Source organism: Rhodococcus sp. IEGM 1305 (assembly GCF_030058635.1).
GTDB lineage: Bacteria > Actinomycetota > Actinomycetes > Mycobacteriales > Mycobacteriaceae > Rhodococcus_F > Rhodococcus_F opacus_D.
This window is the reverse complement of the sequence record NZ_JASHKX010000035.1, coordinates 23,743-42,279: the sequence shown is the minus strand read 5'-3', so window position 1 is coordinate 42,279 and position 18,537 is coordinate 23,743. Positions and strand designations below refer to the sequence as shown.

The 18,537-nt window shown below is 67.5% G+C and carries 16 protein-coding genes; 6 read left to right on the top strand and 10 right to left on the bottom strand.

Going from position 1 to position 18,537, the window contains the following annotated elements:
• Positions 1-3: 3 nt before the first annotated feature.
• From QM693_RS30485 to QM693_RS30470, 4 genes are all read right to left on the bottom strand, one after another.
• A complete protein-coding gene (locus QM693_RS30485) occupies positions 4-1,749 on the bottom strand; it encodes a dipeptide ABC transporter ATP-binding protein (protein ID WP_283354200.1) in 1,746 nt (581 codons plus the stop codon).
• Entirely contained in the window at positions 1,746-2,720 is a 975-nt protein-coding gene (locus tag QM693_RS30480) for an ABC transporter permease (protein WP_283354199.1), read from the bottom strand. Before QM693_RS30480 ends, QM693_RS30485 begins: the two co-directional genes overlap by 4 nt.
• Positions 2,713-3,639, bottom strand: a complete 927-nt coding sequence (locus tag QM693_RS30475; RefSeq protein ID WP_283354198.1) for an ABC transporter permease — start codon at positions 3,637-3,639, stop codon at positions 2,713-2,715. Before QM693_RS30475 ends, QM693_RS30480 begins: the two co-directional genes overlap by 8 nt.
• 124 nt (positions 3,640-3,763) lie before the next feature.
• A complete protein-coding gene (locus QM693_RS30470; RefSeq protein ID WP_037203504.1) occupies positions 3,764-5,380 on the bottom strand; it encodes a peptide ABC transporter substrate-binding protein in 1,617 nt (538 codons plus the stop codon).
• Positions 5,381-5,696: 316 nt separating this feature from the next.
• Between QM693_RS30470 and acs the strand changes: the two genes are divergently transcribed.
• The gene (acs, locus tag QM693_RS30465; RefSeq protein WP_283354197.1) at positions 5,697-7,661 is read left to right on the top strand and encodes an acetate--CoA ligase; all 1,965 of its coding nucleotides are present in this window, start codon (positions 5,697-5,699) and stop codon (positions 7,659-7,661) included.
• A 51-nt stretch (positions 7,662-7,712) separates the two neighbouring features.
• Here acs and QM693_RS30460 read toward each other — a convergent pair whose 3' ends face one another.
• A complete protein-coding gene (locus QM693_RS30460; protein WP_283354196.1) occupies positions 7,713-9,530 on the bottom strand; it encodes an adenylate/guanylate cyclase domain-containing protein in 1,818 nt (605 codons plus the stop codon).
• 67 nt (positions 9,531-9,597) lie between these two features.
• Positions 9,598-10,983 (bottom strand): MFS transporter, encoded by a 1,386-nt coding sequence (locus tag QM693_RS30455; protein WP_283332833.1) that lies wholly within the window; start codon positions 10,981-10,983, stop codon positions 9,598-9,600.
• A 176-nt stretch (positions 10,984-11,159) separates the two neighbouring features.
• On the opposite strand from QM693_RS30455, the gene nhaA reads away from it, so the two are divergent.
• The 3 genes from nhaA to QM693_RS30440 are packed head-to-tail and all read left to right on the top strand — an operon-like array spanning position 11,160 to position 13,864.
• A complete protein-coding gene (gene nhaA, locus QM693_RS30450) occupies positions 11,160-12,395 on the top strand; it encodes a Na+/H+ antiporter NhaA (protein ID WP_283354195.1) in 1,236 nt (411 codons plus the stop codon).
• Positions 12,392-12,916 carry a phage holin family protein gene (locus QM693_RS30445; protein ID WP_280782904.1) on the top strand — a complete coding sequence of 175 codons (525 nt, stop codon included), beginning with the start codon at positions 12,392-12,394 and terminating at the stop codon, positions 12,914-12,916. The genes nhaA and QM693_RS30445 overlap by 4 nt, the downstream gene beginning before the upstream one ends.
• A gap of 9 nt (positions 12,917-12,925) precedes the next feature.
• Entirely contained in the window at positions 12,926-13,864 is a 939-nt protein-coding gene (locus QM693_RS30440; protein ID WP_283354194.1) for an alpha/beta fold hydrolase, read from the top strand.
• A 7-nt stretch (positions 13,865-13,871) separates the two neighbouring features.
• On the opposite strand, the gene marP is transcribed toward QM693_RS30440, so the two are convergent.
• From marP to nth, 4 genes are read right to left on the bottom strand one after another with little or no spacing between them, the layout of a single operon-like run.
• Positions 13,872-15,062 carry an acid resistance serine protease MarP gene (marP, locus tag QM693_RS30435; protein WP_280782906.1) on the bottom strand — a complete coding sequence of 397 codons (1,191 nt, stop codon included), beginning with the start codon at positions 15,060-15,062 and terminating at the stop codon, positions 13,872-13,874.
• Entirely contained in the window at positions 15,059-15,820 is a 762-nt protein-coding gene (locus QM693_RS30430; RefSeq protein WP_283354193.1) for an NUDIX hydrolase, read from the bottom strand. Before QM693_RS30430 ends, marP begins: the two co-directional genes overlap by 4 nt.
• Positions 15,817-16,479 (bottom strand): TlpA family protein disulfide reductase, encoded by a 663-nt coding sequence (locus QM693_RS30425; RefSeq protein WP_283354192.1) that lies wholly within the window; start codon positions 16,477-16,479, stop codon positions 15,817-15,819. Before QM693_RS30425 ends, QM693_RS30430 begins: the two co-directional genes overlap by 4 nt.
• Positions 16,480-16,491: 12 nt before the next feature.
• Entirely contained in the window at positions 16,492-17,337 is an 846-nt protein-coding gene (gene nth / locus QM693_RS30420) for an endonuclease III (protein WP_011596762.1), read from the bottom strand.
• Between the two features lie 21 nt (positions 17,338-17,358).
• On the opposite strand from nth, the gene QM693_RS30415 reads away from it, so the two are divergent.
• A complete protein-coding gene (locus tag QM693_RS30415) occupies positions 17,359-17,631 on the top strand; it encodes a hypothetical protein (RefSeq protein ID WP_005248489.1) in 273 nt (90 codons plus the stop codon).
• Positions 17,632-17,850: 219 nt separating this feature from the next.
• Positions 17,851-18,525 carry a Crp/Fnr family transcriptional regulator gene (locus QM693_RS30410; protein ID WP_005256089.1) on the top strand — a complete coding sequence of 225 codons (675 nt, stop codon included), beginning with the start codon at positions 17,851-17,853 and terminating at the stop codon, positions 18,523-18,525.
• The last annotated feature ends 12 nt before the right edge of the window (positions 18,526-18,537 follow it).

The window sequence follows — 18,537 nt, the reverse complement described above, 5'->3', positions numbered from 1 at the left end:
GGGTCAGGCGCCGAGCCGGATCGATCCGCCGGGAATCGCGTCCAGCAGCTTCCGTGTGTACTCCTCCTTCGGTGATGTGAAGACCTCGTCCGTGGTCGCTTTCTCCACGATCGCGCCGGTGGACATGACGAGCACGTCGTCGGCGATCTGCCGCACCACCGCCAGGTCGTGGGTGATGAACAGGTACGTCAGCCCCAGCTCCGCCTGCAGGTCGTTCAGCAGGGTCAGGATCTGGTCCTGGACCAGCACGTCGAGCGCCGACACCGCCTCGTCGCACACCACCATCTCCGGCTGCAGCGCCAGCGCCCGGGCGATCGCCACCCGCTGCCGCTGGCCACCGGACAGCTCGTTCGGGAACCTCCGCATCACCGAAGCCGGCAGGGCCACCTTGTCCAGCAGGTCGCGTACCCGCGCTTCCCGCTCCGCCTTCGTCCCCACCTTGTGGGTGCGGAGGGGCTCCTCGACGGTGCGGAAGATCGAGTACATCGGGTCGAGCGTGCCGTACGGATTCTGGAAGATCGGCTGCACCCGGCGGCGGAACGCAAGCGTCTCCCGGCGGTCCAGCGTCGCGACGTCCTTGCCGTCGAACACGACATTCCCCGACGTCGGCGCGAGAAGTCCGAGGACCATCTGCGCGACCGTCGACTTGCCCGACCCCGACTCGCCGACGATGGCCGTGGTCGTTCCACGTCGGACCGCGAACGAGACGTCGTCGACCGCGGTGAAGTCGGTGGACTTCCGTAGCCCGTGCCGGATCTTGAACACCTTGGTCAGCCCGGTGGCGACGACCACGTCGTCGGTGGCCTTGCCGAACTCGACGCCGATCTCGCCGTGCTGTTCGGCCTCGCCGACCACCTCGAGGGCGTGCTCCCGGATGTCCGCCCGGGCCAGCGAAGAACTCCGGCGTTGCGACGCCAGCGACGGCGCCGCGGCCACCAGCTTCCGGGTGTACGGGTGGCGCGGCCGCTGCAGGATCTCCAGCGCCGGCCCTGCCTCGACCACCCGCCCCTTGCTCATGACGATCAGGTGCTCGGCCCGCTCGGCGGCCAGGCCGAGGTCGTGGGTGATGAGGAGCACCGCGGTGCCCAGCTCGTTGGTGAGACCGTCCAGATGGTCGAGGATCTGGCGTTGGACCGTGACGTCGAGTGCCGACGTGGGCTCGTCCGCGATCAGCAGTTGCGGGCGGGCCGACAGTCCGATGGCGATGAGGGCGCGCTGCCGCATGCCGCCGGAGAACTCGTGCGGATACTGGCCCAGGCGGTCCTCCGCGTCGGCGAGTCCGGCCTCCTCGAGCAGCTCGGCGGCACGCGCCTTCGCGGCCTTGCCCTTCGCGATCCCGTTGGCTTCCAACGCCTCCTCGATCTGGAAGCCGACCTTCCACACCGGGTTGAGGTTGGACATCGGGTCCTGCGGGACGAGGCCGATCTTCTGACCGCGCAGCGCGACGAACTCGCGCTCGGACGCCTCCGCGAGGTCCTGCCCCTCGAACAGGATCCGGCCGCCGGTCACCTTTCCCGTCCCGGGCAGCAGGTTGATGATCGCGTGCGCGGTCGTGGACTTGCCCGAACCGGACTCGCCGACGATCGCCACCGTCTGCCCCGGATACACCGTGAGGCTGACACCGCGCACTGCGGGCACGAGCCCGGAATGCGACTGGAACGACACTTCCAGGTCCCGGATCTCGAGCAGCGGCACCTCGTCGGCCGAATTCTGTGTTCCGGCTGGTTCGTTCGTGGACACCCCGCTCACCTCTTCCTGGCCTTGGGATCGAGCGCGTCCCGCAGAGCGTCGCCCATCATGATGAACCCGAGCACCGTGATCGCCAGCGCGGTCGCCGGATAGAACAGGATCGGCGACCCCTGACGCAGCGTGACCTGGGCGGTGCTGATGTCTCCGCCCCACGAGATCTCGGTGGACGGCAGACCGATACCGAGGAACGACAGCGTCGCCTCGGCCACGATGTAGATGCCGAGCGAGATGGTCGCGATCACGATGATCGGGGCGAGGGAGTTGGGCAGCACGTGCCGGACGAGGGTGCGCATGTTCGACACCCCGAGCGCCCGCGACGCCATCACGTAGTCGTTGTTCTTCGCCGAGATCACCGAGCCGCGAGCGATTCTCGCCATCTGAGGCCAGCCGAACAGGGCGAGGACGACGATCAGCGTCCAGATGGTGCGGTTGGCGAACAGTTGCATCAGGACGATCGCGGCGAGGATGAGCGGGATGCCGAAGAAGATATCGGCGACCCGGGACAGCAGCGAGTCGGCCCAGCCGCCGTAGTACCCGGCGACCGCACCGAACACCACGCCCACGACGAGCACGACCGACGTGACCCCGACACCCACCAGCACCGACGCCCGCGCCCCGTAGATCGTGCGGGAATAGATGTCGCAGCCCTGCTTGTCGAATCCGAACCAGTGCCCCGACGACGGCCCCTGCATGCTGAACGCGAGATCGCAGAACCTGGGATCGGTGCCGGTGAACAGACCGGGGAAAGCCGCAACGGCGATCACCACCACGATGATCACCGTGGCGACCAGGAACAGCGGACGTTTGCGGAGGTCCCGCCACGCATCCGACCACATGCTCGTCGGCGGCTGGTCGATGTGGACGGCGTCGGTCTCTCCCGGCGCCGCCACTTCTTCGGGTGCCACGAAATGCGCCTGCCGGGTCTTCCGGTCGCCCGTCCGGGGCGACTCGTTCTCCACTTTCTCAGACATAGCGAATCCTCGGGTCGAGCGCGGCGTACAGGAGGTCGACGAGCAGGTTGGCGAGCAGATAGATGACGATCAGCACCGTCACGAAGGACACCACCGTCGGCGCCTCACCGCGGGTGACCGCCTGATAGATCGTGCCGCCGACACCGTTGATGTTGAAGATGCCCTCCGTGACGATCGCACCGCCCATCAGGGTGGCGAGGTCGGCGCCGAGGAACGTGACCACCGGGATCAGCGAGTTCCGCAGCACGTGCACCTGCACCACACGGCGCCGCGAAAGGCCCTTGGCCGTCGCGGTTCTCACGTAGTCGGTGGTGAGGTTCTCGGCGACCGACGTACGGGTGAGCCGGAGTACGTACGCGAACGACACCGACCCGAGGACGAACGCGGGCAGCAGCAGATTCTTGAAACTGGTGTTGCCCCCGACCGTCGGCGGCACCAGCCCCCATTTCACGCCGACGAAGAACTGGGCCAGGAAACCGATGACGAAGATCGGGATCGCGATGATCACCAGGCTCACGAGGAGGACGGAACTGTCGAAGATGCCGCCCTTGCGGAGTCCGGCCCACAGGCCGAAGCCGACCCCGAAGATCCCCTCGATGGCGAGTGCCATCAGGGACAACTTGATGGTGATCGGGAATGCCTGCGCCAGAACCTCACTGACGGGGCGGCCGGAGAAGGACGTACCGAAGTCGAGGGTGAAAATGCCCTTCAGATACAGGAGGTACTGCGTCAGGAACGGCTCGTCGAGGTGGTATCGCTCACGGAGTTGGGCCGCCACCGCGGGGCTGAGTGCCTTGTCGCCGGCCAGCGCGGCGATCGGGTCTCCGGGCAGCAGGAACACCATCGCGTAGATCAGGAACGTGGCCCCGAGGAACACGGGGATCATCTGGAGCAAACGGCGACCGACGTACCAGAGCATCGGATCACCTCCTATTCGTCGGGAGCAGTGACGTCAGGAATCCGTAGCCTCGGCTCGTACTCCCGGGTGGGGCCGCGAACTGACAGCTCGCGGCCCCACCCGTCGTCGAAGAATCTCCGGTGCGTCAGTTCTTCTCGATGTCGGAGTACATCGGGATGCCCTTCCAATCGATGACCACGTTCGACACGTTCTCCGACCAGCCGCTGGCGGCGTTGCGGTACCACGTCGGGACGGCGGGCAGGTCGCGTAGGAGCACTTCCTGCGCCTGGTTCAGCAGTTCCTGGGCCTTGTCGGGATCGACCTCACCCGCGGAGGCACGCAGCAGCCGGTCGAACTCGGGGTTCGAGTAGTCGCCGTCGTTGGAGCTGCCGCCGGTCTGGTAGTTCTGCGCGAGGAAGCCGTACTGCTGCGGGTAGTCGCCCTGCCACCCCGAACGGAACGCGCTGGGGATGGTGCGGTTGGTGGCCTCGGTACGGATCTGCGCGAAAGTGGGGTACTCCTTGCCCTTCGCATCGATACCGAGGGTATTGCGGATGTTGTTGGCGGTGGCGTCGACCCATTCCTTGTGGCCGCCGTCGCCGTTATACGCGATCTCGAAACTGCCCGACCACGGGGCGATGGCGTCGGCCTGGGCCCACAGCCTCTTCGCCGCCTCCGGGTCGTACTTCAGGTTGCCGTTGCCGACGAGCGAATCCGACCAGCCCTCGATGGCGGGGCTGGTGAAGTCGAGCGCGGGGGTGCGGGTGTTGTTGTAGATCTGCTGGGTGATCTGGTCGCGGTTGATCGCCATCGAGATGGCCTGGCGGCGCAGCGTGCCCTCCTCACCGCTGAAGTGCGGCAGCCGGCCCGGGATCGTGAACGTCTCGATGGTCGCGGACGGCTGATTCACGGTGCGGCCCGGCAGGTCGGTCTCGAACGTGGTCACCGCGCTCGGCGGCACCTGGTCGAGGACGTCGACGTTGCCCGCGAGCAGATCCGTGTACGCCGTGTCGAGGCTGTTGTACATGACGAAGTCGACGCCGGCGTTCTTCGGCTTACGGTTGCCGTTGTAGTCGGGGTTCACGACGGTGTCGATCCGGACGTTGTGCTGCCACGCTCCGGGGCCGGACATCATGTACGGACCGTTGCCGACGGGATTCTCACCGAACGCCGCCATGTCCTGGTACGCCACCGCAGGCAACGGGTAGTACGCGGCGAACCCGAGGCGGTCCGGGAAGGCCGACTCGGGCTGTTTCAGTTCGATCGTGAACGTGGAGTCGTCGACCACCTTCAGTCCCGACATGGTCTGCACCGTCGGGTTCTCGGCGGCCACCTCGTCGTAGCCCTGGATCGGGTCGAAGAAGGACGCTTGGATCTGCGCATTCGTGGACAGCGCGCCGTAATTCCAGGCGTCGACGAAGGAGGCCGCCGTGACCGGCGTGCCGTCCGTGAACGTCCAGCCGTCCTTCAGCTTCACGGTGAAGTTCTTGCCGTCCGTCGTCTCGATCGACTCGGCGACCTCGTTGTTCACCCCGCCGTCGGAGTCGTAGGAGACGAGCCCCGCGAACAGTGAGTCGACGACGCGGCCGCCCTGATTCTCGCTCGTATTGGTGGGAATCAACGGATTCTGCGGTTCACTTGCCCAGGCGTTGACGATTCCGCTACCACCCCCGCTCGTCGAATCACCGGACGAGCAGGCGGACAGCATCCCTGCTGCCAGGCCGACCGCCACAACGGCGGTTGCCACACGTGTGATGCGCAAAGCGTTCCTCCCAGATCTGCGTGGTTCCGGGCAGCGGCTCCGGGCGCAGCCCGAATGATGGGATGACGATAAGTCAAGGTTTCAATCTGTGTAGCCACGACGGGCGAAACTCGTGCAATCGGCACCTGATCGAAACATCGTGGGCGCAGGGGTCTCCACTCGTCGCACCCGATCGCCGTCCGTCGCGTCCAGTCGACCGATCGTCGCAGAATATGGGCATGCAACCCTCTGCAACGGTGCGCTCGGGAGACCATGTGACTACCCTCACACGTGCTAGAAGTGCCGAATTCGAGACTGGAAAGAAGGCCGGGCCACAATGACCAGTGCAGCACAGGCGAGCGGAGCGACGGAGAAGTCGGAACATTCTGATTCCGTCCCGCAGGTGTATCCGCCGAGCCCCGAGTTCACCGCCACGGCGAACGCCGGCCCCGAGCTTCAGGCTGCCGCCGACGAAGACCGTCTCGCATTCTGGGCGAAGCAGGCCGAGCGCCTGCACTGGCACGCCCCGTTCTCCGAGGTCCTCGACTGGTCCGACGCGCCCGTCGCGAAGTGGTTCGTGAACGGACGGCTCAACGTCGCCTACAACTGCGTCGACCGCCACGTCCTCGCCGGCAACGGCGACCGCGTCGCCATCCACTTCGAGGGCGAACCGGGCGACACCCGCGACCTGACCTACAACGACCTGCTCGCCGAAGTCAGCAAGGCCGCCAACACCTTCAGCGACCTCGGACTCGTCGCCGGCGACCGCGTCGCGATCTACATGCCGATGATCCCCGAGGCCATCGTCACCATGCTCGCCTGCGCCCGTCTCGGCCTGACCCATTCGGTGGTGTTCGCCGGCTTCTCCGCCAGCGCCCTGCGCTCGCGCATCGACGACGCCGAAGCCAAGCTCGTCGTCACCGTCGACGGACAGTGGCGCCGCGGCCAGGCCGCACCCCTCAAGCCCGCCGTCGACGAAGCGGTGGACGGCGCCGAGTCCGTCAAGCACGTGCTCGTCGTCAAGCGCACCGGCATCGACGTCGACACCACCGAGGGTCGTGACCTGTGGTGGCACGAGACCGTCGAGAAGGCGGAGGGCACCCATCAGGCGCAGCCGTTCGACTCCGAGCACCCGCTGTTCATCCTGTACACCTCCGGCACCACCGGAAAGCCCAAGGGCATCATCCACACCTCCGGCGGCTACCTCACCCAGGCGTCGTACACCCACCACAACGTGTTCGACCACAAGGCCGGGCAGGACGTGTACTGGTGCACCGCCGACATCGGCTGGGTCACCGGCCACAGCTACATCGTCTACGGGCCACTCTCGAACGGCGTCACCCAGGTGGTCTACGAGGGCACCCCGAACTCCCCCGACGAACACCGCCACTTCCAGATCATCGAGAAATACCGCGTCAGCATCTACTACACCGCACCCACCCTGGTGCGCACCTTCATGAAGTGGGGCCGCGACATTCCCGACGCCCACGACCTGTCCTCGATCCGGCTCCTCGGCTCGGTCGGCGAACCGATCAACCCCGAGGCCTGGAAGTGGTTCCGCGAGGTGATCGGCGGAAACACGGCCCCGATCGTCGACACCTGGTGGCAGACCGAGACCGGCGCGATCATGATCTCCCCGCTCCCCGGAATCACCGCCACCAAACCCGGATCCGCGATGGCACCCCTGCCCGGCATCTCCGCGAAGATCGTCGACGACGACGCCAACGAACTCGGCGCCGGCGGCTCCGGCTACCTCGTGCTCGACAAGCCGTGGCCGGCGATGCTCCGCGGCATCTGGGGCGACATGGACCGCTACCGCGAAACCTACTGGTCCCGCTACCTAGAGCAGGGCTGGTACTTCGCCGGCGACGGCGCCAAGTACGACGAGGACGGCGCACTGTGGGTCCTCGGCCGCGTGGACGACGTCATGAACGTCTCCGGACACCGCATCTCCACCTCCGAGGTCGAATCCGCCCTCGTCGGGCACCACGGTGTCGCCGAAGCCGCCGTCGTCGGCGCCGCGGACGAGACCACCGGCCAGGGCATCGTCGCGTTCGTCATCCTCCGCGAGGGTGTCGAGAACACCGGCGACACCCTCATCGCCGAACTCAAGGCCGAAGTGTCCCGGGAGATCAGCCCGATCGCCAAGCCCCGCCAGATCACGATCGTCCCCGAACTCCCCAAGACGAGGTCGGGCAAGATCATGCGACGCCTGCTCAAGGACATCGCCGAAGGCCGCGACCTCGGCGACACCTCCACGCTCGTCGACCCCAAGGTCTTCGACGCGATCCGCGGCAAGTAGGGCGCTCCGCGCCCCGTGAGTGGTTGACGAGTCCCTGCACTCCTCAACCACTCACGGGCGGCGAAGCCGCCACAGCGTCTGCTCCTCGCCGATACCCTTCAGACCGGTCGTGAAGACGTCGCACCGGTAGTCCGATTCCGCCAGCAACGGCGCCACCTCCGGGTCGTCGTGAACGGCCCGGGACAGGACGATGTCGCCGCCCGCCGCACACCCCTGCACCCGCGCCGCCAAGTTGACGGTCGCGCCGAAGTAGTCGATCCGGCCGTCGTTGTCGATCATCACGGCGGGCCCCTGATGCAGCCCGACCTTCAACGCCACCGAGTCGTCGTCACCGAGGTGCCCGCGACGGAAATCGTCCCAGCCGGACTGCATCGACGCCGCCGCCGACCAGGCCTCCCTCGCATCGGCGAACGTCGCCATCACCGCGTCGCCCATCTGCTTCACCACCCCGCCGTTCTCGCGCACCACGGCGTCACGCAGGTAGCGGAAATGGCTCTGCACGAACGCGAACGCCCGGACGTCCCCGATGCGCTCGTACAGGGCGGTCGAACCGCTCAGATCCGTGAACAGCACCGCCAGGTTCGCTATCCCGATCTCGTCGCCGGGCGCCACCCCCTGATCCGGGAACAGGTCCTGGAAACCGTCGAGCGACGTGACGAGCGCGCCGGTCGCCGCGGCGTCCTTCCACCGCTCCCGCTCGACCACCACCAGCGCCTCGCCGGGGAGCCGGTTGTCGACCTCCAGCCGGATCGCCCCGCCGATGTCGGGCGAACCAAGCACCCGGAGTTCGCCGGGCCCGCACTCGACCCGCAGCGTTCCACCGGCAGAGCCGACCTCGCAAGCCACCGGGGCACCCACCTGATAGCACCGGAGCCGCAACCATCCCGGGTCGACTTCGAGCCGCTCGGAACGCTGCTCGCCCGGCTCGAGCCGCAACTGCGCCACCGCCGACGGGGAATTCGCCGGACCACCGATGCAGTACCGGGCCCGCTCCGCCCGGCGGACGGCCGGGTTGACGTCGAAGCGGATCTCCACCGACCGTGCCAGGTCGGTGTCGAAGGCAATGTCGCAGGTGTCGCAGTGGACGCGGCTCGCCAGTTGTCGAATCCGGCCGGCGTCCTCGCGGACCGTCCGGCAGACCGGACACAGCACGCTCCAGCTCAGGTCCAGCAGGCCGCAGTCCGCGGCGTGGAGGAAGACGTACAGCAGTTGCATCCGATCGACACCCCAGCGGTCCGCCAGCTCGAACGGTCGCATGCCCGTCACCTCCAGGTCGGACGCGGTCCGCAGGTGGGATTCCAAGCGCCCGATCAGGTTCGGGGCATCGTGCGATCGGGACAGCTGTGCCGTGCGGAGTTCCAGCCGGCCGGCGTCGAGTTGCTCCGGCGGCGGCAGCGCGGGCACGGCATGCGTCTGCGGGTCGCGGATGTGGAGTTCCAACGCCCGCGCGAGCGCCACCGTCTTCCGGATGCCCGTGCGCGCCAGCAGGGTTCGCGCCACGATCGCCCCGAACCAGGTACGCGGGACGATCCGGGCGAACACCTCGACGTCGGTCCCGTCGGCGGCCGGGCGAAGCCGGACACCCGTGGAGACCTCCGCGAGCGGACCGCGGGAGAACCGACGAAGGACCTGGTAGAAGCGGCCCTCGATCCACTCGAACGGGAACTCCTCGTACCGCACCCGCCGCCCGTACGAACGGGTCTCCGCCGAATAGTGTCCCTTGCGCCGCCGGTCCAGCATCGGAGCGAAGTGCACCGGTGACAGATCGATGTTGCGGTTGAGCCGATCGGTATCGGCGAGGAACGACCACAGATCCTGCTTCGGCAGCCGGATCCGGGCCGTCCTGGACAGCAGCACGGCTTTCGCCATGCAAGAACTATAGGCGTAGCCCGTGCGCCTTTCTGGTAGTTGGAACAACCAGAAAGGCGCACGGGGACTACGCCCCTACGTCGTCGAGCGACTGGTCGCGCGTCTCGCGCATGACGAGCAGCGCGACGAACGTGAGTGCGGCGGCGATCAGCAGGTAGATGCCAACCCAGCCGACGCCGTACGACGTGGCGAGCCAGGTGGCGATGAACGGCGCGACGGCGGCACCGAGGATGCTGGCGGTGTTGTAGGCGATCCCCGAACCCGTGTAGCGCACGTTGGTCGGGAACAACTCCGGCAGAACGGCGCTCATCGGTCCGAAGGTCATGCCCATCAACAACATTCCGATGGCCAGGAATACGAGCATGCGGGCGTTGCCCATGCCCTCCTGGTTCAGCATGACACCGAACGTGAGCCCGAAGACCATGATGAGTCCGGTGATCGTGAGCAGCGTGATGCGGCGACCGAAGCGGTCGGCCAGCCACCCCGAGACGGGGACGGCGGCCGCGAAGAACAGGACCGCAATCAGCTGGAGGACGAGGAAGTCGGTGTAGTGGAAGCCGGCTCCGGTGCCGCCCTGGGCGGGGGTCTTGCCGGTGCCGTAGCTGAGCACCCAGGTGGTCATGATGTAGAAGAGCGTGTACGTGGCGAGCATGACGAACGTGCCGATGATCAGCTGACGCCAGCTGGTCTTGAACACCTCGGCCAGCGGGGTCTTCACCTTCTCGCCCCGCGCGACCGCGCGGGCGAACACGGGTGTCTCCTCGAGCTTCAGCCGCACGTACAGGCCGATCATCACCATGATCGCGCTGAGCAGGAATGGGATACGCCAGCCCCAGGTCAGGAATGCGCCGTCCAGGTCGGGGGTGCTGTTGTCGTGGTCCAGGAACAGCGTGATGATCAGGAACAGACCGTTGGCGAGGAAGAACCCGATGGGTGCGCCGAGCTGCGGCCACATGGCTGCCCAGGCCCGCTTGCCCTTCTGTGCGGTCTCGGTCGCGAGCAACGCCGCGCCACTCCACTCACCGCCCAGCCCCAGACCCTGGCAGAAGCGCATCAACGCCAGCAGGGCGGGCGCGACGAGGCCGATCTGGTGGTACGTCGGCAGCAATCCGATCACGAATGTGGCGATGCCCATGGTGAGGAGGGAGCCGACGAGCGTCGTCTTGCGTCCGATGCGGTCGCCGAAGTGGCCGAACAGGATCGAGCCGAGTGGCCGGGCGACGAAGGCGAGACCGAACGTGGCAAGTGATGCCAGCAGGGCGGTGGTGCCGTTTCCCTTGGGGAAGAACAGGTGTGGGAACACCGACACGGCCGCGGTGGCATAGATGTAGAAGTCGTAGAACTCGATGGATGTTCCCACCATGCTCGCGACGACGATCCGGCTTCTGGGTACGCCGGCGACGGTGGCCCCGCCGTCCGGTTCTGGCTTCGACGTATCGACGGCACTGCTCACTCGACTTACTCCTGCACGATGCTATTTCAACTATTGGGACGAGAGTCCATTTCTTAGGAATTGAACACCTCGTGTCTTTCGCTTGGCAAATTGGATAAGCTCTTCTCGGTGCGCCGGGAAGTCTGGTCGGCAGAGCATTTGCCGTACCCGGACCACATCGAAAGCGAGCGCCCCCGGTGACCCAGCCCCTCCGCTCCGAACTCTCCCGCTACCTCCGCACCGAGACGGTCGGCGGTTCGATCCTGCTGATCGCCGCGGCGATCGCCCTCGTGTGGGCGAACTCCCCCGTCTCGGATTCGTACTTCGCACTGCGCGACTGGCAGATCGGCCCAGAGGCACTCCACCTGAATCTGACGGTCGGGACGTGGGCGCAGGACGGGCTGCTGGCGGTCTTCTTCTTCGTCGCCGGCCTCGAACTGAAGCGGGAAATGGTGGTGGGCGAACTCGCCGACCGCAAACGTGCCCTGCTCCCGATCATCGCGGCCTGCGGCGGTGTGGTCGTGCCCGCGATCATCGCCGCGACGATCGGCGCCGGCACACCCGGCATGGAACGGGGCTGGGCGATCCCGGTCGCCACCGACATCGCGTTCGCATTGGGTGTGCTGGCGCTGACCGGGTCTCGCATCCCGGCCAGCGCCCGGGTGTTCCTGCTCAGCCTGGCCGTCGTCGACGACCTCCTCGCGATCGTGCTCATCGCGGTCCTGTTCACCAGCTCGATCGCCCTGCTGTGGCTGCTGGGCGCAGTCGTGTGCCTGGCCGTCTACGCGTTCGCCCAGCACCGGCGCATCACCACCCCGCTGCTCTACGTTCCACTCGCACTGCTCACCTGGTACTGCATGCACGACGCCGGAATCCACGCCACCCTCGCCGGTGTCGCTCTCGGCCTCCTCACCCGGGTCCGGCGCGACCCCGGCGAGCGTGAATCCCCGGCCTCCCGCCTCGAGCACCGCATCCAGCCGCTGTCGGCGGGCGTCTGCGTCCCGGTGTTCGCCCTGTTCGCGTCCGGCGTGGCCCTGAGCAGCGAGCTCCTCGGGCAGCTGTTCACCAACCCCATCTCGCAGTCCGTGATCGCGGGGCTCCTCGTCGGCAAGACCGTCGGCATCTTCGGCATCTCCTGGCTCGCGATCCGCCTGGGTATCGCGAAGAAGCCGCGAGCACTGGGGTTCCGGGACATGTTTGCCCTCTCAGTGCTCGGTGCGATCGGGTTCACCGTTAGCCTTCTCGTAGCGGATCTCGCGCTTGCGGGAATCGGTGACGGCAGCGAGGCCGAAATAGCTAAGGTCGCGGTGCTCGTGACATCGTTGACAGCGTCGCTGATCGGATCAGCGTTACTGTGGCGACGCGGTCGGGCCCATGCGGCCCGGAAGGATGACTCGGAAGTGCAAGAGCTACCTGGAGGGGTCGACAAGTGAGCATCACTCACGGCAAGGGAGACAGCCCGCGATACACGGGAGACGGGGTGCCGAACACGGTGTCGTCGATCCCGCTCACGGACGTAGACGCTCAGACACCCGGCGAGGCGAGCCTCGGCACGCTGGTCAAGCATGCGACCGCACAGGTGTCCACCCTGTTCCGGGCCGAGGTCGAGCTCGCCAAGGCCGAGGTCACCGGTGAGGTCAAGAAGGGCCTGCAGGGCAGCCTGTTCTTCATCCTCGCGTTCACCGTGCTGCTGTTCAGCTCGTTTTTCTTCTTCTTCTTCCTCGCCGAACTCCTCGACGTGTGGATCGCGCGCTGGCTGGCGTTCCTGATCGTCTTCCTGATCATGGTCGTGGTGACGGCGGTCCTAGCGCTGCTCGGTTATCTGCGGGTACGCAAACTCCGCGCACCCGAGAAGACCATCGACTCGCTGAAGCAGGCCAAGACGGTCCTTCCGACGTCGTACTCGGACGCGGAAGCCCATCTCGCGTCGTCCAGCGGACGTCACGCGCGGTAACTCGCTCCTGTGGCACCACCCGATCCGTCTACCGTCCGTTTCGACGGCCCCTGGATTCATCGCGACATCCATGCCAACGGAATCCGCTTCCACACCGTCGAGGTCGGCGCATCCGCACCGGATGCGCCCCTCGTCGTCCTGCTGCACGGATTCGCGGACTTCTGGTGGTCGTGGCGCCATCAGCTGACCGCGCTGTCCGCGGAGGGATACCGGGCCGTCGCCGTCGACCTCCGCGGCTACGGCGATTCCGACAAACCGCCGCGCGGCTACGACGGGTGGACGCTGGCCGGCGACATCGCCGGCCTCATCCGGGCGATGGGCTACGGCGAGGCAACCCTCGTCGGGCACGCCGACGGCGGCCTCGTCTGCTGGGCCACGGCCGTTCTCCACGCTCGCCTCGTCCGGTCGATCGCACTGGTCAGCTCGCCGCATCCCGTCGCGCTCAAGCAGGCCGTCCTCCACGACCGCTACCAGCGCAAGGCCCTGCTGCCCTCGTTCGTCTCCTGCCAGGTGCCGTGGCGTCCCGAACGTCACCTCACCCGGGACAACGGGTCGGAGGTCGAACGGTTGATCCGCGAACGCTCCGGCCCGGCCTGGACGGAGAACCCGGAGTTCGACGTCGTGATGTCACGGATGCGCTCAGCGATCCAGATTCCCGGGACCGCGCACTGCACCCTGGAGTATCAGCGGTGGGCGTTCCGCAGCCAGTTCCGGCCGGACGGCAGCCGGTTCATGGCGTCGATGGATCAGAAACTGCGGATCCCGGTCCTGCACCTCCACGGCGACCTCGACCCGTACGTGCTCGCGGACACCGTGCGCCGCAGCCACCGCTTCGCGCCCACCCAGCAGATGCAGACGGTCCCCGGTGTCGGCCACTACGCGCACTGGGAAGCCCCCGAACGCGTCAACGCCGCCCTGCTGGATCTCGTCGCACCCCGCACGGTCTGACCGACCGTCAGAGGATGCACGCCCCGGTGTCCACGGCGACGGACGCCCCGGACGCCGCCTGCAGCTGACGCGACACCTCGACGGCGGTGAGCACGAACCCGGTGTCGCTGTTGTCGACGGCGGCGCCGAACACCACCCCGAGCACCCGGCCGTCGCTGTCGACGAGCGGCCCGCCCGAGTTGCCCTGCCGAATGGAACCGCGGACCGTGTACACCTCACGCTGGACCGTTCCCGCCCGGTAGATGTCGGGACCACTGAGGTCCAGGATCTCCCGGACACGCGCGGCGCTGGCCGTGTACGGCCCGCCGCCCGGGTAGCCGAGCACCAGGGCGTTGTCGCCGGTCTGCGCCGGCTCGGGCGCGAAGTTCAGAACGGGGGCGTCCAGTCCGGGCACCTCGAGCACCGCGACGTCGGCGGACGGGTCGAACAGCACGACCTCCGCGTCCATCGGCCCGTTCGCGGTGTCGACGACGATGCCCGCCGTCCCCGCGACCACGTGGGCGTTGGTCATCACCCGGTCGGGGGCAACGACGAAACCGGATCCCTCGAGCGCGCGCTGACAACTCGGGGCCACACCCCGGATCCGCAGCACGCTCGACTGCAGCGAGGACGCGACGGGGCTCTGCAGGACGCTGGCGTCCGGCGGGTCGACGGTCGTGATGGGGGTGCGCCCGAACGGCCCGATGACGTCGGGAAGCCCGGACGTGTCGAGCAGGGCAGTGAACTCGGTGGGCAGTTGCCGCATCCAGGCGGGCGCGATGTTGTCGACCGTTTCAAGGACACTCGACCCGCGCACCGCCGCCGCCAGCTGAGGCTGGGACGAGGACGTGAGCGGGATCGCCAGCAGCCACGCCGCGACGAACACCGCGACGGCCTGCACGCAGGCGCCGATCACGCTGTCGACGGACCGCGCGACCGGACTGTGCATGCTTCCCCGCGCGGCCCGGCCCAGGACCATGCCCGCGACTTCGCCGACAATGACCAGCACCACGATCAGGGCGATACCGACCAGCACACGACCGCGGCCCTCGTCCACGTGCACCAGCACGTGCGGGGCGATCAGGATGCCCGCCACCGCACCGAGCACGACCCCGATGAACGCGAGCACCGACGCCACCGCGCCCTGCCGCCAGCCGGATGTCGCGGCGACGAAGGCGATCAGCACGATCGCCAGGTCGATCCAGCGCGAGCCCGTCATCGCTCGGCCGCCGGCCGGCCGTGACCGTGGGTCAGATGATCGTCGTCCAGATCGTTGTCGAGTTCGGCGAGGACGGTGTCGAGGTCGCGGATGTCGTGGCGGTCCCACTCCTGTTCCCAGCCGGAGACCGCGAACAGAGCGGCCAGGATGCCGGCCGTGAAACCCCACACGAGCATGCCGTCGACGGCGAACGCGGGCCCCTGGTAGCCGGCCGGGTGACGCACCTGGAACCGGTTCCGCGGATCGATCAGGGTGTGCACGGGCACCCGGGCGACACGTTCGGCCTCCGCGGGATCGACCACGCCGACAGCGCTGGGCCTCTCCCAGTACGCCAGGACGGGAGTGACGTCGAAACCGGACGGCGGGATGAAGATCTCCTCGAGCACGGCAAGCGGGCGGACACCGGAGGGGTCGAGTCCCGTCTCCTCCTGCGCCTCCCGCAGCGCGGTGGCGATGGGGCCCTCGTCGCCGGGATCGCTGGCGCCGCCGGGGAATGCCACCTGGCCGCTGTGCTGACGCATCGTGGACGCACGCTGGGTGAGCAGGACGTCGGCGTCGGCGGGCAGGCCTCCCGACATCAGCGGGTCCGCCTCGACGGGGCCGCCGAACAACACGAGCACCGCCGCCTCACGGGTGGTCGCGCCGCGGGGTGCGCGCCGATCGAGGACGGGGTTGATCTTGTGCGGGTCGGCCGGGGTCCGGTGCACGACGCGGCGCAGCCAGGGCGGAACGGCGACACCGTCCACGGAGTTCGTCATGCCGCCACCCCCAGGTTCTGTTCGACGGCGTCCGCGATCTCGTCGACGCTGCGGAACGGCTGCGGCAGGACCTTGGCCACCGTGCCGTCCGGCCGGATCAGCACCGAGACGGGCAGGACGGGCGGGGCTCCGACCGCGGCGCGGACACGCCCGTCGGCGTCCTGCACACCGGGCAGGGTGACGGAGTAATCGACGAGCCGGGACAGCGCGCTGGACTCGTTGGGATCGGTGTGCACCGTAAGCACGGTAACCGCGTCACCCGCACGATCCGAAAACTGCTGCATAAAGGGCAGCTCCTCGGCGCAGGGGCCGCACCAGTAGGCCCACAGGTTCAGCAGCGCCGGTTTACCACCGAGCGCGGCGGCCAGATCCACCTGGCTGCCGTCGCCCACGCATTCCAGTGTGATGCCGGACAGGACCGCACCCGGCGACGGCTCGGACGTGGCCGTCGCGGCGGGGCACGATGCCAACCCCGCCTGCGTCCTCAGTGCCGCGAGCGCGTCGGGATCGGCGCTCACCGCCGTCGGGGTGCTACCACCCGAACCGAACCGATCCTGGTACGACGGCACCTCCGCGTCGTCGCCCCGCGGCCAGATCGCGACGACGAGAGCCACCACGACCACGAGGGCGGCCAGACTCCACCGCGCTGCGCTAGACACTCGTATCTACCCTCACCTGCCGGCCAGACGCAGCAGATGCTCCGTCTCCGGTCCACGAACCAGTTCTGCGGCGACGTCCGGGTCGATCGGACCGAGCCCGTACGACGGACAGTCCTTGGCGAGTACACACACCCCGCAGGCGGGCTTGCGGGCGTGGCAGACACGCCTGCCGTGAAAGATCACCCGGTGCGAGAGCAGCGTCCACTCCTTGCGCTCGATCAGGGCGCCGATCGCGTGCTCGACCTTGACCGGGTCTTCCTCCTCGGTCCACTTCCAGCGTCGGACGAGCCTCCCGAAGTGGGTGTCGACGGTGATTCCGGGCACATCGAACGCGTTGCCGAGGATCACGTTGGCCGTCTTCCGGCCGATCCCGGGGAGCGTCACGAGGTCCTTCAGGTTGCCGGGGACCTCGCCGTCGAACCGTTCGAGCAGAGCCTGCCCGAGCCCGATCAGAGAATTCGTCTTGTTTCGGTAGAAACCCGTGGACCGGATGTACTCCTCGAGTTCGGTGCGTTCGGCCTCCGCGTACGCCTTGGCGTCGGGATAGCGGGCGAACAGCGCCGGCGTCACCATGTTCACCCGCACGTCAGTGCACTGCGCGGAGAGGATGGTCGCGACGGCGAGGTCGAGTGGGGTGGTGAAGTCGAGCTCGCAGTAGACGTGCGGGAAGGCCTCGGCGAGCCGCCGGTTCATTCTCCGGGCCCGCCGGACGAGTCCGAGCCGGGTTTCGTCCTGCTTCGCGGCCCGCGAACGGGTGCGTCCACGCACTTCGGAGCCGTCGCTGGGGGTCGCATGCACGGGATCAACTCTACGGATACCCGACCGATCCGAATCGCCGCTGTGTCGCTTCTGAGACATTTGCAGTGTTTACTTCCCGGTATGCAAGGTCTCGCTGTGGTCCTCTTCCCAGTGCTGCTGATGCTGTTTGCGCTGGCAATGGAGCGGGTGGAGTTCAGACTCCGCCGGCTCACGGTTCGTCAGCAAGAGGTGGAAGAGTTCCTCGACCAGGCAAGTCACGACGAAGTGGCCACCCTGGCCCACGAAGGTTTTCCCCACGCATTGGCACGCTTCCATCGACGGCGCAAGGGTCGGTCGGGCTTCGAATCCGACGACGCCGCCGTCACCGAAGTGGGCTCGCGGCGCGCCAGCTGAGCGCTGGGAAGCCCCCGAAACAGCACACCGCAGGACGCATCCTCCGGTTAACTTTTGCGACTTCCGTGGTATCGGTCACTCAGACCGAGCCGTCTCAACGTAGACTTCAGAGCCGTACCTGTTGCACAGCGACACGCCGCGGATCACCGGGGCATCGTCGACATGCAGCAAATCGCGCACAATATGCATACAGACGAACAATATTCCCAAGGAGCGCACGTGGACGACGTCCTGGCAAGAGCCGGCATCTTCCAAGGAGTCGAGCCCTCAGCGGTAGCGGCGCTGACCAAGCAGCTGCAGCCTGTCGACTTCCCCCGCGGACATGTCATCTTCAACGAAGGTGAGCCCGGTGACCGCCTGTACATCATCGTTTCGGGCAAGGTGAAGATCGGTCGCCGCTCGCCGGACGGCCGTGAGAACCTGCTGACGATCATGGGCCCGTCCGACATGTTCGGTGAGCTGTCCATCTTCGACCCGGGCCCGCGTACGTCCACCGCCACGACGGTCACCGAGGTCCGCGCCGTCAGCATGGACCGCGAAGCGCTCAAGGCGTGGATCGACCACCGCCCCGAGATCGCCGAACAGCTCCTGCGGGTGCTCGCGCGCCGTCTGCGTCGTACCAACAACAACCTGGCCGACCTCATCTTCACGGACGTCCCCGGTCGTGTCGCCAAGGCGCTGCTGCAGCTCGCGCAGCGGTTCGGCACCCAGGAGGCGGGCTCGCTCCGCGTCACCCACGACCTCACGCAGGAAGAGATCGCCCAGCTCGTCGGCGCTTCCCGTGAGACCGTCAACAAGGCGCTCGCCGACTTCGCGCACCGCGGATGGCTGCGCCTCGAAGGCAAGAGCGTGCTGATCTCCGACTCCGAGCGCCTGGCACGTCGCGCACGGTAGTTCCCGCACCTA